Source organism: Rhizorhabdus wittichii (assembly GCF_017607425.1).
In the GTDB taxonomy this organism is placed as follows: Bacteria; Pseudomonadota; Alphaproteobacteria; order Sphingomonadales; family Sphingomonadaceae; genus Rhizorhabdus; species Rhizorhabdus wittichii.
This window is the reverse complement of record NZ_CP059319.1, coordinates 5,340,189-5,355,754: the sequence shown is the minus strand read 5'-3', so window position 1 is coordinate 5,355,754 and position 15,566 is coordinate 5,340,189. Positions and strand designations below refer to the sequence as shown.

Genomic DNA, 15,566 nt, shown 5'->3' with positions numbered 1-15,566 from the left:
GCAAACGGGGACAGGACAGCATGACGTCTGCGCCGGAGTGGGCAACGGCACGGCAGCTTCAGGACGACGAGGCGCTCGACGTCGTGCGTCTCGACGATTCGCGCGGGCTGGGCGTGCGGACGCGGCAGGCGTTCGCGGCGGGCGCCGTCGTCCATCGCTTCGCCGGCGTCGTCAGCGGCGACATCTGCCAGCACAGCCTGCAGATCGACGCCAGCCGCCATATCAGCGGCACCCGCTATATCGGCTATCTCAGCCATGGCTGCGATCCCAATTGCCGGCTCGACATGGTCGGCTTCACCCTCGTCGCGCTGCGCGCGGTCGCGCCCGGCGAGGTGCTGACCGTCGACTATGCCGACACCGAGGACCGCCTCCATCGCCAGTTCGCCTGCTGTTGCGGCGCGGCGACCTGCCGGAGCTGGATCCATGGCCGCCGGGAGAGACCGAACCAGGAGGGCCTGGCCTGGCTGGCGGAGCATGATGCCCGCTGAGTGGTGGGCGCGCGACGACCTGCACCGCGACGCCGACGGCCGGCTGATCTTCGCGGGCGCCGACGTCGAGACCCTCGCCCGCGCGCATGACAGCCCGCTGTTCGTCTACGGCGCCGGCCGCATCCGCGCCAATCTGAACCGGCTGCGCGGCGCGCTGGGCGCGAGCGGCTGCGCGCACCGCGTCTACTATGCGATGAAGTGCAACCGCTTCGCGCCGCTGCTGGAGATGCTGGCAGCGGACGGCGCGGTCGGCGTCGACATCTGCTCGCCCGACGAGCTCGACCTCGCCCTGGCCTGCGGCTTCCGCGCGGGCGACATCAGCTTCACCGGCACCAGCGTCGCCGACCGCGACCTCGACCGGCTGCTCATCCACGACGATCTCCACATCAACTGCGACTCGCTCGGCCAGATCCGCCGGATCGGCGAACGCCGGCCGGGCCGCGCGATCGGCATCCGCATCAATCCCGGCTTCGGCACCGGCTATGGCGATTCCGCGCGGCTCACCTATGCCGGCGCGCGCACCACCAAGTTCGGCATCTATCGCGAGCAATGGGCCGAGGCGCTCGGCCTCGCCGCGCGCCACGATCTCCGCATCACCGCGATCCATTTCCATGTCGGTTGCGGCTATCTGTCGGGCCAGCTCGACGCCTGGGACCGGGCGGTCGGCGCGGCGGCGGATTTCCTCGCCGATCTTCCGGAGGCGACGACGGTCAACATCGGCGGCGGCCTCGGCCTGCCCCACCGCGCCGGCGACGCGCCGCTCGACCTCGCCCGCTGGTCGTCGATCGTCGCCCGCCATTTCAGCGGCCGCGGGCTGACGGTCGCGGTCGAGCCGGGCGACTATCTGGTCAAGGACGCGGGGCTGCTGCTGCTGTCGGTGGTCGGGGTCGAACGCAAGCGCGACACGCTGTTCGTGGCGGTCGACGGCGGGTTCAACCTCCACCCCGAACCCGCGCATTACGACCTGCCCTGCGAGCCCGTCGCCTGCGTCCTGCGCGAGCCGGACCCGGCGCGCTGGCAGCCGGTCAGCGTCGCCGGCAACATCAACGAGGCGCTCGACCTGTGGGCGGAGGATCATCCGATGCCGCCGCTGGAGGAAGGCGACCATGTCGCGCTGATCAATGCCGGCGGCTATGGTTCGGCGATGAGCTCGAACCACTGCATGCGCGGGGCGTTCACCGAGCTACTGGTGTAGCTCCGCGAAGAAGCGCGCCTCGACCGCCGTCGCGCCGAGCGGCTCCGCCAGCAGGAAGCCCTGCAGCACGTCGCAGCCGATGCTCGTCAGGAAGCGCCGCTGCTGCTCGGTCTCCACCCCCTCGGCGGTGGTTTCGAGCCCGCTCAGCCGCGCCAGGTCGACGATCGCCTGGATCACCGGGCTGCCCGCCTGGCCCGGCTGGATCGTCGACACGAAGCTGCGGTCGATCTTGATCCGGTCGACCTCGAAGCCGCGCAGGTGGCGGAAGGAGGAATAGCCGGTGCCGAAGTCGTCGAGCGCGATCCGCACGCCGATGTCGCGCAGCCAGCCGAGATTGGCGCGGCACTTCTCGCTGCTGTCGACGAAGCTCGTCTCGGTGATCTCCAGCTCGAGCCGGCTCGGAGACAGCCGGGTCCGCCGCAGGATCGCATAGACCCGCTCGGCCAGCGCCGGATTGCGGAGCTGCATCGCCGACAGGTTGACCGAGATGGTGCCCGCCGGCCAGCGCGCCGCGACCAGGCAGGCCTGTTCGAGCACCCATTCGCCCAGCGTCTCGATCAGCCCGCACTCCTCGGCGACCGGCACGAACTGGGCGGGCAGCATCCGGCCGCGCACCGGATGGTCCCAGCGGATCAGCGCCTCGGCGCCGAGCAGCAGCCCGCTCTTCGCGGCGAAATAGGGCTGGTAGGCGATGTCGAGCCCTTCGCCGGTGCGCATCGCCTCGCGCAGCTCCGCCTCGATCTCGTGGCGATCGCGGATGCGTTCGCCCATCGTGTCGGCATAGAAGCTGTGCCGGCGGCGGCCGCCACGCTTGGCGTCGTAGAGCGCGATGTCGGCCTTGCGGACCAGCTCGACCCGGTCGAGCCCATCCTGCGGGGCCACCGCGACGCCGATGCTCGCGCCGATCAGCACCTCGCCATTGCCGAGGTCGATCGGCCGCGCCAGCGTCCGATGGATGCTGCGCGCGAGTTGCTCGGCGGTCGCCGCCGAATTGTCGGAGCCGTGGATGATCGCGAACTCGTCCCCGCCCAGCCGGGCGACGACGTCGCCGGGCGCCAGCTCGCTCAATATGTCCGCCAGCGCGCGGATCAGCTGGTCGCCGGTCGGATGGCCGAGATGGTCGTTGACGTTCTTGAAATGGTCGAGATCGACATAGACCAGCGCCAGCGTCTCCCCGGTCAGGCAGATCTCGCCCAGCCGCTCGTTGAGCCGCCGCTCGAACAACGCGCGGTTGGCGAGCCCGGTCAGCGGATCATGGTCGGCGAGATGCTGGGCCTGCGACTTGGCGGCGCTGAGCTGTCGCGTGCCGCGACTGATCCGGTGCAACAGCCAGGCGACCAGCGCGAAGACGAGCAGCAGCGATCCGACCAGCACCGGGCCGACCTGCCGCAGCATCGCGCGGCCGGGCCGGAAGGGCTCCCAGGCGAAATAGCCGATGCCCGCGCCCGATCGGGTCCGCAGCGCGACCGTGCTGTCTTCCGCGTCGCGCGGCGGCCGGCGCGAGAAATGGCCTCCTTCGAGCTGATAGCGGCGGGCGAGGTCGGCGATGAAGCTGCCGTCCAGATAGCGGATGCTGACATGGACATATTCCTTCCCCGGCGGCACCGGCCGCTCGCCGGTGTCGGTGACGATCGGCTTCGCGCTGACGATCGCGGGGCGGCCATGGATGGTGGCGAGGTCGATCGCGCCCGGAGAGAGGACCGTCCCCTGCCGCGATACCTTGGCGCCGGCGCGCATCTTGGCGCGCAGCTCGGCGATCAGCCCCCGGCCGGTCGTGCCGATCGACCGGGCATAGCGCGCCGCGTCCTCGCGCCGGCCGCCGCGCATCGCATGAACCAGCCGATCCTGCGGGTCGACGATGAACACCTCGTCATGGCCGTAATAGGTGTAGAGCCAGACGCCGAGATTATCGTCGATCCAGTCCTGATCGATCGGCCGGCGCGCCAGTTGCTCGACCGCGTCGTCCCAGACGGTCGCCACCTCCTGGTCATGCGCGATCGATCGGAAATTCTGTTCGAGGACGGTGGCGATCAGCTTCTGCTGACGATCGATCGACAGTTCGTCGGCCTTGCGCGCGGCGTACCAGAGGAAACCGCCCAGCATCGCCGCCATGAGCAGCACGATGAAGATCGTCCGCGCGATGATCTGGGAGGTGAGCGCCTCGCGCGGTTCGGTGCCCGCGCGATCGCCGAGGCGCACCAGCCCCGTCAGCAAGATATCGACCCGTTACGCCACATCACCACGAATCGCCGGCTCCTCGCCGCCATCCTATCGCCCGGCGCCGGCTTTGGCCATCGAGAGCGCTCCGCCTGGCCGGGGCGATCAGGGCCTCACGCCGAGCGCCTCGTCGATCGCCTGGGCTTCGCGATCGAACATCGCGGCCATGGCGGCCAGCCGCTCGCGTTCCGCCTCGTCGGCGGTGTTGTGGGCCAGCAGGCGCGCCCTGGCCGCTTCACGCCGCAGCCGCGCGGCGGAGCCCTTCGATCGATCCGGCATGGCGGTCAGGCGGCCTTGCCGAATATCTCGCCGAAGAAGGCGATCATCTCGTCCCAGGAGCGCCGGTCGGCGGCCGCGTCGTAGCGGGCGAAATCGGGCATTCCCATCGCATCGGCGTCCTTGTTGGTGAAGCTGTGGACCACGCCGCCATAGAGCTTCATCTGCCAGTCGACCTTGCCGGCGCGCATCTCCGCCTCGAAGGCGGCGCGCTGCTCGGGGGGAATCCCCGGATCGTCGGCGCCGATCAGCACCAATATCCGCGCCCTTATGTCCTTCGCGTCCTGCGGCCGTCCGGTCGCGAGGCCGCTATGGAAGCCGACCACACCCGCGATCGGCGCGCCGCCGCGCGCCAGTTCGAGCGACATGGTGCCGCCGAAGCAATAGCCGATCGAGGCGATCCGCGCCGGATCGACCTCGTCCCGGCCGAGCAGCGCCTCGAGGCCGCCGCCGGCGCGCGCGCGGATCCGCTCGGGCGCCTCGCGCAGCGGGCCGAACAGCGCCATCATCTGCTCGCGATCGGCCATGAACCGGCCTTCGCCATAGAGGTCGCAGGCCAGCGCGGCATAGCCGAGCCCGGCCAGCCGGCGCGCCCGCTCCTTGGCATGATCGCCCAGGCCGAAGGCTTCGGGGAAGACCAGCACGCCGGGCCGCCGGCCGCTCTGCGCGGGATCGACGAAGAGGTGGCTTTCCATACGCAGGCCGTCGGCCTCGTAGGTCAGAATTTCGGTGTGCATGACTCTCCCCATTCGACCTTCCCACCCCAGATCGCCTGTTAAGCATGTCACGAGCCGTACACAATCGCTGCTTTTCGCCTCTTCTGATCCATCTCGGACCAATAAGGGACGGGTCGGCCTCCCGGTCCTCCGCCCCCTTTCGAATCCCGAAATATCCTACCGGCGCATGAACCCCATCCAGCGGAGCAGCAGATAGGTCGCGCCCGCCGCGGCGCAGGCGAGCAGGGTGGCGAGGAAGGTGCCGTGCGACGTCTGCGCCCAGGGCAGGCCGCCGGTGTTCATGCCGAACAGGCCGGTGACGAAGGTCGCCGGCAGCAACAGGGCGGTCATGATCGACAGGATGTAGAGATTCTGGTTGGTGCGCTGGTCGACCTGGGTCTCGATCTCCTCGCGGAGCTGGCGGAGCTGGCGCTGGACGCCCTCGACGTCGGCGTCGAGCGACTGGAGCCGCTGCGACAGCTTCTCGACGGTGGCGAGCAGCGCCTCGGGAAGCTCCTCGTCCTCTTCGAGGCGCCGGAATACCGTGCTCATCCCGGCGAGCATCCGGTGGAGCTGGGCGAGCCGCCGCCGGATCGCGATCAGGCTCCGCGCGGTCGGCGCGTTGACGTCGTTGAGGAAGCCGTCCTCGGCGCGCTGCACCTCGCCGCTCAGGTCGCGGACCTCGGCGGACAGCCCCTCGGCGATGGTGGTGACGAGCAGGTCGAGCGCATCGCTCGGCTCCTCGATGCGGCGGCCATGCGTCAGCCGGTTGCGGACATTGTCGGCCGAGCGGATCGGGTGGAGCCGCGCGGTGATCATCATCACCGGGGTCAGCGCCATCCGGATCGCGCCGACCTGGGTGCTGCGCTGCTCGAAATCGCGCTCGAAATCGTGGAGCACGCAACCGACCACGCCCTCGTCGACCAGCGCGCGCTGGTGGTTGTCGCCGGCCAGCAACAGTTCCTTGACGTCCTCGGGCAGCGTCTCCAGCCGGTTGATCCAGCTCGCCGTCCCCTGATGCGCCAGGCTGAGGTGCAGCCAGCGGAAGCCGCCGCCCTTCTCCTCGCACCGCTCCGTCGGGTGCGCGCCGGCCGCGTCGAGGTCGAACCCCCAGATCAGCCCCGGCGCCGCCGGGAACGGCGTGATCGGCAATGGATCGCTGTTCGTCGGCACGTCCCGGTCTCGCTCCGTCCCTGCGCCCCGCGCATCCGGCGCGTCCCGCCGAATCGCCGTGCGACGCTTCGGGCACAGCTTAGCCGCGAACGGTGACAAGGGGGAACGATGCAAGGAAGGCTGGCATGACCGCGCGATCCCGATAGAAGCGGCGATGGTGGGCGACGATCCGAATCCTCCTTCCGGCTGGAAACCCTGGCTGGCGCTTGCGCTGCCGATGGCGCTGGGCCTCGCGCTGCGCATCGCCGCGGCGCAAGGCGACTATTGGCTCGACGAGGCCTGGGCCGCGCTGTTCGCGCGCGATGCGCGGACGCCCGGCGAGATGCTGCTCGCGATCGGCCATGGCCATGGCGACCTGCTCACCATCGCCTGGCTGCAATTCGTCGGCTGGGGCGGATCGCCGCTGCTCGGCCGCGCGCTGTCGATCGCCTGCGGCACCGCCGCGATCGGCGTCGCCGGGCTGATCGGGCTGCGGCGCGGACCGGGCGCCGCGCTGCTGACCGCGACGATGGCCGCCGTCTCGCCGATCCTCGTCACCTACGGGTCCGAGGCGAGCGGCCATGCGGCGGCGCTGCTGGCCCTGCTCGCCTCGATCTGGATGGTCGACCGCGCGCTGTTCGGCCGGCCGGTGCGTCACGCCGCCGCATGGCTGAGCCTCGCCGCCCTGCTCGGCATGCTCGCGCATGTGTCGATGCTGTCCGGCGTCGCGGCGCTGAGCGGCTGGGTGCTGATCGAGCGCGGACGGCACATGCCGGCCGGCCGCGCGCTGGCCGCCACCGCCCGGCTGATGGGCGGGCCGGTCGCCGCAGCGGTCGCGGCGCTCCTCATCGTCCTGCTCGGGACCTATGCCGGCGCGGACGGGCCATGGATCGGCGGCCGCGCCGCCTTCACCTGGCCCGGCTTCCTCGACGCGCTCGTCCACATGCTGGCCTTCACGATCGGCTGGACGCCGCTGATCGGCCTGCCGATGCTGGCGCTGCTGCTGCTTCCGCTGACGGTGCGGCGGAAGGGGCCGCTCGCCGACCGGGCGCCCTTCTTCCTGATCGCGATCCTCGGCTTTCCACTGCTGGTGGCGCTGCTCCGCCCCGACGGCAGCGCCCTTCCCGGCTATTATCTGCTCGTCCCGGTCGCGCTGCTGCTGCTGATCGCCGACCTGCTCGCGGCGCTGATCGCGCGGGAGAAGCAGGCGGCGGCGGTCGCGGCCGGCATGATCCTGGTGGCCGGCCTGGTCGCCGACGCGGCGATCATCGGCAGCCGGCGCGGCGATCCCGGCCCGGCGGTCGATGCGATGATCCGCCGCGCGCCGGGCGGCGCGGCGGTGCTGCTCGACCATGGCGCCGACAGCGCGGTGCTCGAAAGCGCGGCGGCGTCGCGGGTCTATCAGCTTCTCGCGCTGGAGAGCTGCGCGCCCGCCCGCTTCGTCTATCTGTCGAGCGACGGCACCCGTCCCCTGCCGCTCGCCGCGCTGCGCTGCGGCGCCGCCTTCCGCCCGATCGCCGCGGGCCATGCCGCCGGGCTGTCGGGCATGGACTGGCAGCTGTACGAGCGGGTGCGATGAGACGGGGCCAAGGCGTCGCGGTTTCGAAACCGTCTGGAGCAAGGGGGGCCGTCGCTCCTCGAAGGGATTGGCACCATGCCATCGCGCCGTGTACAGCGCCGTCCCTAGGGGCCCGGACCCCAGTTCCGTGTGCGGAGAAGCGAGCGGGGACATGAGCAGCACCGGCCTGGAGGCCGTCTTCCTGTCGAGCCGGGGCCGGCTGCTCGCCTTCCTGCGCGCGCATGGGGCGGGCGACGCGGCCGAGGACCTGCTGCAGGAATTGTGGCTGAAGGTCTCGTCCGCGCCGGCCGGGCCGATCGCCCAGCCGCTCTCCTATCTCTACCGCGCCGCCAACAACCTGATGCTGGACCGCTATCGGTCGCAGCAGCAGGCGACCAAGCGCGACCAGGACTGGACCGAGGCCGCCACCACCGTTCCCGGCCAGTCCGACGAGCCCTCGACCGAACGGCGGCTGATCGCGCGCGAGCAGCTCCGCCTCGCCCAGGCGGCGCTCGACGCGCTGGGCGAGCGGCCCGCCGCGATCTTCCGCCGCCACCGCATCGACGGGGTCGGCCAGCGCGAGATCGCAGACGAGTTCGGGGTCAGCATCAGCACGGTCGAAAGCGACCTGCGCCGCGCCTATCGCGCGATGACCGAGCTGAGGAGCAGCTTCGATGAGGGATGAGCCGGTCGATTCCGTCCTGCCTATCAGGGAGCCGTTTTTTCATGGCTGAGGACAGGCACGATATGGAAACCGCGGCACTCGACTGGGTGATCCGCCAGCGCGACCCCGGCTTCGACGGCTGGGAGGAATTCGAGGCATGGCTCGCCGGCGATCCGGCGCGGGCCGAAGCCTATCATCGCCTGGCGATCGCCGATCAGGACATGGCCGCTCTGCTCGCCGCCGCGCCGCCGGTTCCGGCAGAGGTTCCGTCCAACGTCGTCCCGCTGCGGCGCCCGGGGCTGAACCGCCGCGCCTGGCTGGGCGGCGCGATCGCGGCATCGGTCGCGGGCCTGATCGGCTTCGGCATGATCGAGCGCCAGCCGTCGCTCTACCAGATCGAGACCGCGCCGGGCATGCACCGCACCGTCACCCTCGACGACGGCAGCCGGATCGCGCTCAACGGCGGCACCCGCATCACCCTCGACCGCAAGGACCCGCGCCACGCGACGCTGGAGCGGGGCGAGGCGCTGTTCGACGTGGTCCATGACGACGATGCGCCGTTCAAGGTGCTGGTCGGCGACGCGACGCTGGTCGACGTCGGCACCAGCTTCAACGTCGTCCGCGACGGCCGCGTCACCGCCGTCCAGGTCGCCGAGGGCGCGGTCGTCTACAATCCCGACAGCGAGGCGGTGCGGCTCGACGCCGGCCGCCGCCTGCGCGCGGTCGACGGCGATCCGCACATCGAGCTCGCCGCCGTTGCGCCCGGCGCGGTCGCCGGCTGGCGCGAGGGGCGGCTGATCTACGACGGCCAGACCATGGCCGACGTCGCCGCCGACCTCAGCCGCTGGTCGGGCGAGACCGTCCGCGCCGACCCGCGCGTCGCCGGCCAGCGCTTCCGCGGCGTGCTGAGCCTGGGCCGGGACGACGACGTCGCCGGGCTCGCCGCGCTGCTCGACGTCGACGTCCGCCGCAGCGGGCGGGAATGGATATTGTCGCCCCGGACCCCGTGAAGCGCGCCCTCGCCCTCGCCAGCATATCGCTGCTCGTCGTGGCCGCCCCTGCCGGCGCCGCGGAAAGGGCGGCGCTCGACCTGCCGGCGGGCCGGCTGAGCGACGCGGTGGCGGCGCTCGCGGCGCAGACCGGGGCCAGCATCAGCGTCGCCGACGGATCGATCTGGGCGATGCGCGTGGCGCCGCTGCGCGGCCGGATGAGCGCGGAGGACGCGCTGCGCCGCCTGTTGCGCGGCAGCCGCGCCCGGCTCGTCGTGCTCGGCGACCGGAGCTTCCGCATCGTCGCCGCGCGGGATGCCGCCGCGCCGCCCAGGTCCGCCCGCCCCGCGCGCCCCGCCGCGATCGTCGAGGGCGAGGAGCCGCCGATCATCGTCACCGCCTCGAAGCGGGACACGCGGCTGCGCGACTTCCCCGGATCGGTCAGCATCCTCGACGGCGCCGACCTGACCTTCGGCGGAGAGCAGGGGATGGAATCGGTGCTGGCCCGCGTCGCCAGCCTGTCCTCGACCCATCTCGGCGCCGGCCGCAACAAGCTGTTCATCCGCGGCATCGCCGATTCGAGCTTCACCGGGCCGACCCAGGCGACGGTGGGCCAGTATCTGGGCGACATGCGGCTGACCTACAACGCGCCCGATCCCGACCTGCGCCTCTACGACATCCGGTCGGTCGAGATCCTCGAAGGGCCGCAGGGCACGCTCTACGGCGCCGGATCGCTCGGCGGGATCATCCGCATCGTCCGCAACCCGCCCCGGCTCGGCCAGTTCGGCGGCGCGCTGTCGGCGGGCGCCTCGGTCACCGCGCATGGCGATCCCTCCGGCGATCTCGGCGGCATGCTCAACCTGCCGGTGATCGGCGACCGGGTGGCGCTGCGCGCCGTCGCCTACGGGCTGCGCGAGGGCGGCTATATCGACGATGTCTGGCGGCAGAAGAAGGACATCAACCGCACCCGCATCGCCGGCGGCCGCGCGACGCTCCGGATCGATGCCGGCGACGGCTGGACCGTCGACCTCGGCGGCGTCTACCAGGACAATGAGGGCCGCGACAGCCAATATGCCGACCGCAGCCTCGGCGGCCTGAAGCGGTCGAGCCGGACGCCGGGCGGCTTCGACGGCAATTACGCGCTGGGCGAGCTGGTCGTCGCCAAGAGCTGGGACGGGCTGTCCTTCCTCTCCTCGACCGGGCTGGTCCGCCAGAAGCTGGACGAACGCTACGACGCCAGCATGAACGGGGCGGAGCGCCTGTTCACCCAGCGCAACCACACCCGGATGTTCGCGACCGAGAACCGGCTGTGGCGGCCGACCCGCGACGGTTTCGGCTGGGTGATCGGCGCCAGTTACACCCACAATCGCACCGATCTCGACCGGTCGCTGGGCCCGGTCGGCGTGCCGGTCGCGGTCACCGGCGTGTCGAACCGCATCCGCGAGACCACGGTCTACGGCGAGGCGAGCGTCGAGCCGGTGCGCGGGCTGACCGTCACCGGCGGCGCGCGCTACACCTGGTCGAAGCTGGGCGGCGGCGCCGACGACCCTCTGCCGGTCTTCCTGCCCAGCCTGGAGGCGGCGCGCGCGGCGATCGTCGCCAGCCGCAAGGAGAACAGGCTGCTGCCGTCGGCCTCTGTCTCTGCCGCGCTGCTGCCGCGGCTGATCGTCTATGCGCGCTACCAGCAGGGGTTCCGGCCCGGCGGCCTGGCGATCGAGGGCGGCTTCGTCCGCCGCTTCCGCAACGACCATGTCGCGACGATGGAGACGGGCCTGCGCTACGGCGTGCGCGGCGACGATCCGTTCGACCTGTCGCTGAGCCTGTCCTACACCGACTGGCAGGACATCCAGGCCGACTTCATCGACAGTGGCGGGCTGCCCACCACCGACAATATCGGCGACGGCCGCATCTATTCGCTGAGCGCGGCGCTGGGCTGGGCGCCGCTGCCCGGCCTGATCTTCGACGCCGCCGCGACCTATAACGACAGCCGCGTCACCGATCCGTCGCCGTCGCTGCTGTTCGCGCTCGCCTCGGCGGCGGTCAGCGACAAGACCGGCGCCTTCACCGGCGGGCAGAGCCGCATCCCCAACGTCGCGCGTTTCACCACGCGGATCGGCTTCGACTATCGCACCCCGGTCTCCGACGCGATCGAGCTGCGGCTCAACGGCTGGGTCCGCTATATCGGCAAGTCGCGGCTCGGCATCGGCCCGATCCTCGGCGACCTCCAGGGCGACTATCTCGACACCGCGCTGACCGCGCGGATCGGCCGTCCCGATTTCGGCGTCAGCCTGGGCGTCACCAACCTGACCGACGCGATCGGCAACCGCTTCGCGCTCGGCACCCCCTTCCAGGCCTCGGGCGGCCGGCAGATCACCCCGCTGCGCCCGCGCACCATCCGCATCGGCCTCGACAAGAGCTTCTGAAGCCCCCGCAAAAATCTTCCAAGGCTCCGGCGCATCGGCCCCGTCTTCCGGTCATGCGGGAAGGAGGGACGCGCTCCCTTCTCCCCACGACAAAGGGAATGGAAACTCGATGCGCTACCTGCTTGCCTCCACCTGCCTCGCCGCGATCGCCGCCGTGCCCGTCCATGCCGAGACGACCGTCGGCGACAAGCGCACCGCGACGATCCGCACCTCGACGATCAAGGCCGGCGCCGCCGACGACATCCGCATCACCTCGGCCGGGTCGGTCGTGCCGACCGTCGCGGGTCCGGCGGTGGTGCTCGACAGCGCCAACAAGATCGTCAACGAAGGCACGATCCAGGCCACCAACCTCGACAATTCGACCGGCATCCGCGCCGAGGCGGGCGCCGCCGGATCGATCACCAACGCCTCCGGCGGCAAGATCATCCTCGACGAGACCTACACCGCCGAGGACAGCGACAAGGACGGCGACCTCGACGGTCCGTTCGCGGTCGGCACCGGCCGGGTCGGCATCCGCACCGCCGGCGCCTTCACCGGCGACATCGTCAACAGCGGCTCGATCGCGATCGAGGGCAAGGATTCGGCGGGCATCCGGCTCGACGGCCCGCTGACCGGCAAGCTGACCCAGGACGGCACGATCGGCGTCGTCGGCGACCGCTCGGTCGGCGTCCGCGCTGGCGACGTGACCGGCAACGTCCGCATCGCCGGCACGATCACCGCGGTCGGCCAGGACGCGGTCGGCGTCTCGCTGGACGGCACCGTCACCGGCGCGCTGGTGATCCAGGGCGGGGTCACCTCGACCGGCTATCGCAACACCACCCCGCCGAGCGACACGAGCAAGCTCGACGCCGACGACCTGCTGCAGGGCGGCCCCGCCGTCCGCATCGCCGGCAACGTCACCGGCGGCGTCATCTTCGCGGTGCCGCCGAAGGACAACAGCACCACCGACAATGACGAGGACAAGGACGGCATCGAGGACTCCAAGGAGGGCTCCGCGTCGATCACCTCCTACGGCGCGGCGGCCGCGGTCGCGATCGGCGCCGTGGACCATGCCGTCACCCTGGGCGCCGTCGCCGGCAATGCCGACGGCCACGGCCTGGTCAACGAGGGCACGATCCAGGGCGCGGGCACCTATGCCGGCGTCGACGGCAGCGGCATGGTGATCGGCGGCCAGGGCGGCGCGGTGACGATCGCCGGCGGCATGACCAACCGCGGCACGATCAGCGCCTCGGGCGCCAACGCCACCGGCCTGCGGATCGGCGACGGCGCGACCGTGGCCGAGGTCAAGAACATGGGCGTGCTCCAGGCGTCGGGCACCAACGCCGCCAACGCGAAGACGGTGGCGCTGCAGATCGACCAGGGCGCGTTCACCTCCGAGATCGTCAACAGCGGCACGATCAAGGCGGTCGCGAGCGGCACCGCCTCGGCCAACGGCGCGACGGCGACCGCGATCCTCGACCGCTCGGGCGAGGTCGACCTCGTCAGCAACAGCGGCACGATCTCGGCGGCCGGCGCTTCGGCGGGCAGCAACGTCGCGATCGACCTGTCGGCCAATGACCGTGGCGCGCGGATCGGCCAGACGGTGGTCGCGAGCGGCACCGCGCCGTCGATCGTCGGCGACGTCCGCTTCGGCAACGGCAACGACCTGTTCGACATCGCCGACGGCAGCGTGACCGGCGACACCAGCTTCGGCGGCGGCGCGAACAGCCTGCTGCTGTCGGGCGACGCCACCTATGCGGGGAAGGTCCGCTTCGGCGGCGGCAACGACGTCATGACGCTGAGCGGCACCGCTTCCCACAGCGGCGACGTCGACTTCGGCGGCGGCAGCGACAAGCTGACCGTGAACAGCGGCGCCAGGTTCCGCGGCGCCCTCTCCAACGCGCAGGGGCTGGCGGTCGCCGTCAACGGCGGCACGCTCGACATCGGCAAGTCGACCGCCGCGATCCAGTCGCTCGCGGTCAGCGGGTCGGGCACGCTCGGCGTCGCGATCGACGTGGCGAGCAAGAGCAGCACCCTCTACCAGGTCGCGGGCGAGGCGAGCTTCGCGCAAGGCTCCAAGGTCGCGGTCAGCCTCAACGGCATCGCCGGCGCCGAGGGCCGCTACACCTTCCTGAAGGCCGGGACGGTGACCGGCGCGTCCAACGTCGCGACCAGCGATGCCCTGCTGCCCTTCATGTACAAGGGCAGCGTCGCCGCGGTCTCGCCGAACGAGCTGGCGATCGACGTCAAGCGCAAGACCACAAGCGAGCTGGGCCTCAACCGCTCGCAGGCCGCCGCCTATGACGCGATCTTCGCCGCGCTCGGCAAGGATGCCAAGGTCGCCGGCGCCTATCTGGAGACCAACGACGGCGACGCCTTCCGCAAGAAGGTCCGCCAGATGCTGCCCGATCATGCCGGCGGCGCGTTCGAGACGGTGACGATGGGGTCGCGCGCGACCGCGGGCTTCCTGGCCGATCCGAACGCCCCCTTCGCCGACATGGGCAAATGGGGCTACTGGATCCAGCAGGTCGGCTGGGGCACGTCGAAGGGGCTGGGCGACACCGCCTCCTACGACATCACCGGCTGGGGCGTCGCGACCGGCGGCGAGATCAAGACCGACCTCGGCAGCTTCGGCATCTCGCTCGCCTATCTCTACGGCAAGGACGCCGACGGCGGCACCGACAACAAGGTCGACGCCGGCCAGTACGAGATCGGCGCCTATTGGCGCGGCTATTGGGGGCCCTTCCAGGGCTGGACCCGCGCCAGCTACGCCCATGTCGACTTCAAGGGCGAACGCGTCTTCCAGGGCAGCCTGGGCACCGACACGGTCGAGCGGCGCGCCAAGGGCCGGTGGAACGGCAAGCTGATCTCGGCGGCGGCCGGCGCGGCCTACACGCTGCAGATGGGATCGTTCAGCGTCCGGCCGAAGGCGGCGCTCGACTATTACCGGCTGAAGGAGGACGGCTATGCCGAGAAGGGCGGCGGCGACGCGTTCAACCTGATCGTCGGCGGCCGCAAGAGCGACGAGCTGGCGGTCAGCGGCACGGTCGCCGCCGGCTTCGACTTCGGCGGCCAGAACGAGGAAGCGGGCTGGTTCCGGATCGAGGCCGAGGGCGGCCGGCGCGAGCTGGTCGGCGGATCGCTGGGTTCAACCACCGCGCGCTTCGCCGGCGGCACCGCCTTCACCCTGGAGCCCGAGAAGCGCACCAGCGGCTGGATCGGCAAGCTGCGCGCCGTCGGCGGCGGCAACGGCTTCCAGATCGGCGGCGAGGCCGGCGCCGAGCAGCAGCAGGGCCGCGCCGCCATCTCGCTGCGCGCCAGCCTGGTGGTCGGCCTCTGAAGGACGAAACGGATTCCCTCCTTTGAGGAGGGACGGGGTGGGTGATCTCCCCATCGAAAGCGGCACGAGGCCCCCGCCGCTACCCACCCCGACACTATGCCTGCACCCTGTATCTGGTCCCCCGCCCTCCCCTGGGCGGGGGATTTTCTTTCGCCGCGCGCGATTCAAAAATTCCATCCACAGATTCTTTTGTTGCGCCTTCGTTCCGCCCCCATGGCCAAGTGGCTGAGCCGACTCATTATTCCATCGCGTCAAGGGGGTCGGGACTCGTTTCGTCGTGCGACGAACAGAGTCCCCGAACCGTCATTTTGACTCTTGAACTGTGACTCAGATGAGGCACTATAGGTTGTGTAAGGCAACAGGGGCAGCGCTAGAGATGGTGGATCACGTTCGGGAGCTTCGCTCCGGGCGGATGGCCTTCGGCGGCGTTGCGGAAGCCGGGGAATGGGTCAAATCGGTGCTGGTATCGCGCCGAAGACGCACTATCTTCCCAGTGACGCCTGTGTCGAACGGATCACGAACGGGGCCGCTGAACCGGTCCGTTCCAAACGGATGTGCGGAGGCGGCGT

11 protein-coding genes are annotated in these 15,566 nt (G+C 70.9%); 7 read left to right on the top strand and 4 right to left on the bottom strand.

Annotated elements, in window-relative coordinates; translation table 11 throughout:
- The first annotated feature begins 20 nt into the window (after positions 1–20).
- Entirely contained in the window at positions 21–488 is a 468-nt protein-coding gene (locus HRJ34_RS25465) for an SET domain-containing protein-lysine N-methyltransferase (RefSeq protein ID WP_208632817.1), read from the top strand.
- Complete coding sequence (locus HRJ34_RS25460) at positions 475–1,683, top strand: diaminopimelate decarboxylase (protein WP_208632816.1); 1,209 nt, start codon at positions 475–477, stop codon at positions 1,681–1,683. Before HRJ34_RS25465 ends, HRJ34_RS25460 begins: the two co-directional genes overlap by 14 nt.
- On the opposite strand, the gene HRJ34_RS25455 is transcribed toward HRJ34_RS25460, so the two are convergent.
- The 4 genes from HRJ34_RS25455 to HRJ34_RS25440 form a co-directional block, all read right to left on the bottom strand.
- Positions 1,672–3,897, bottom strand: coding sequence for a putative bifunctional diguanylate cyclase/phosphodiesterase (locus HRJ34_RS25455; protein WP_208632815.1), 2,226 nt, complete (start codon positions 3,895–3,897; stop codon positions 1,672–1,674). The two genes, HRJ34_RS25460 and HRJ34_RS25455, sit on opposite strands and share 12 nt — an antisense overlap.
- A 108-nt stretch (positions 3,898–4,005) precedes the next feature.
- Positions 4,006–4,179 (bottom strand): hypothetical protein, encoded by a 174-nt coding sequence (locus HRJ34_RS25450; protein WP_158305144.1) that lies wholly within the window; start codon positions 4,177–4,179, stop codon positions 4,006–4,008.
- A gap of 5 nt (positions 4,180–4,184) precedes the next feature.
- Positions 4,185–4,913 carry a dienelactone hydrolase family protein gene (locus HRJ34_RS25445; protein ID WP_029548820.1) on the bottom strand — a complete coding sequence of 243 codons (729 nt, stop codon included), beginning with the start codon at positions 4,911–4,913 and terminating at the stop codon, positions 4,185–4,187.
- A 156-nt stretch (positions 4,914–5,069) separates the two neighbouring features.
- Complete coding sequence (locus tag HRJ34_RS25440) at positions 5,070–6,065, bottom strand: transporter (RefSeq protein ID WP_011952339.1); 996 nt, start codon at positions 6,063–6,065, stop codon at positions 5,070–5,072.
- Between the two features lie 157 nt (positions 6,066–6,222).
- Here HRJ34_RS25440 and HRJ34_RS25435 point away from each other — a divergent pair, with 157 nt between their 5' ends.
- The 5 genes from HRJ34_RS25435 to HRJ34_RS25415 all read left to right on the top strand — a co-directional run bounded on the left by HRJ34_RS25435 (position 6,223) and on the right by HRJ34_RS25415 (position 14,997).
- A complete protein-coding gene (locus HRJ34_RS25435; RefSeq protein ID WP_208632814.1) occupies positions 6,223–7,623 on the top strand; it encodes a hypothetical protein in 1,401 nt (466 codons plus the stop codon).
- A gap of 151 nt (positions 7,624–7,774) precedes the next feature.
- Positions 7,775–8,287, top strand: a complete 513-nt coding sequence (locus HRJ34_RS25430) for an RNA polymerase sigma factor (RefSeq protein ID WP_208632813.1) — start codon at positions 7,775–7,777, stop codon at positions 8,285–8,287.
- 41 nt (positions 8,288–8,328) lie between these two features.
- A complete protein-coding gene (locus tag HRJ34_RS25425) occupies positions 8,329–9,276 on the top strand; it encodes a FecR family protein (protein ID WP_029992722.1) in 948 nt (315 codons plus the stop codon).
- On the top strand, positions 9,273–11,678 hold the full coding sequence (locus tag HRJ34_RS25420; protein ID WP_208632812.1) for a TonB-dependent receptor domain-containing protein: 2,406 nt from the start codon (positions 9,273–9,275) through the stop codon (positions 11,676–11,678). Before HRJ34_RS25425 ends, HRJ34_RS25420 begins: the two co-directional genes overlap by 4 nt.
- Before the next feature lie 109 nt (positions 11,679–11,787).
- Entirely contained in the window at positions 11,788–14,997 is a 3,210-nt protein-coding gene (locus HRJ34_RS25415) for an autotransporter outer membrane beta-barrel domain-containing protein (RefSeq protein WP_208632811.1), read from the top strand.
- The last annotated feature ends 569 nt before the right edge of the window (positions 14,998–15,566 follow it).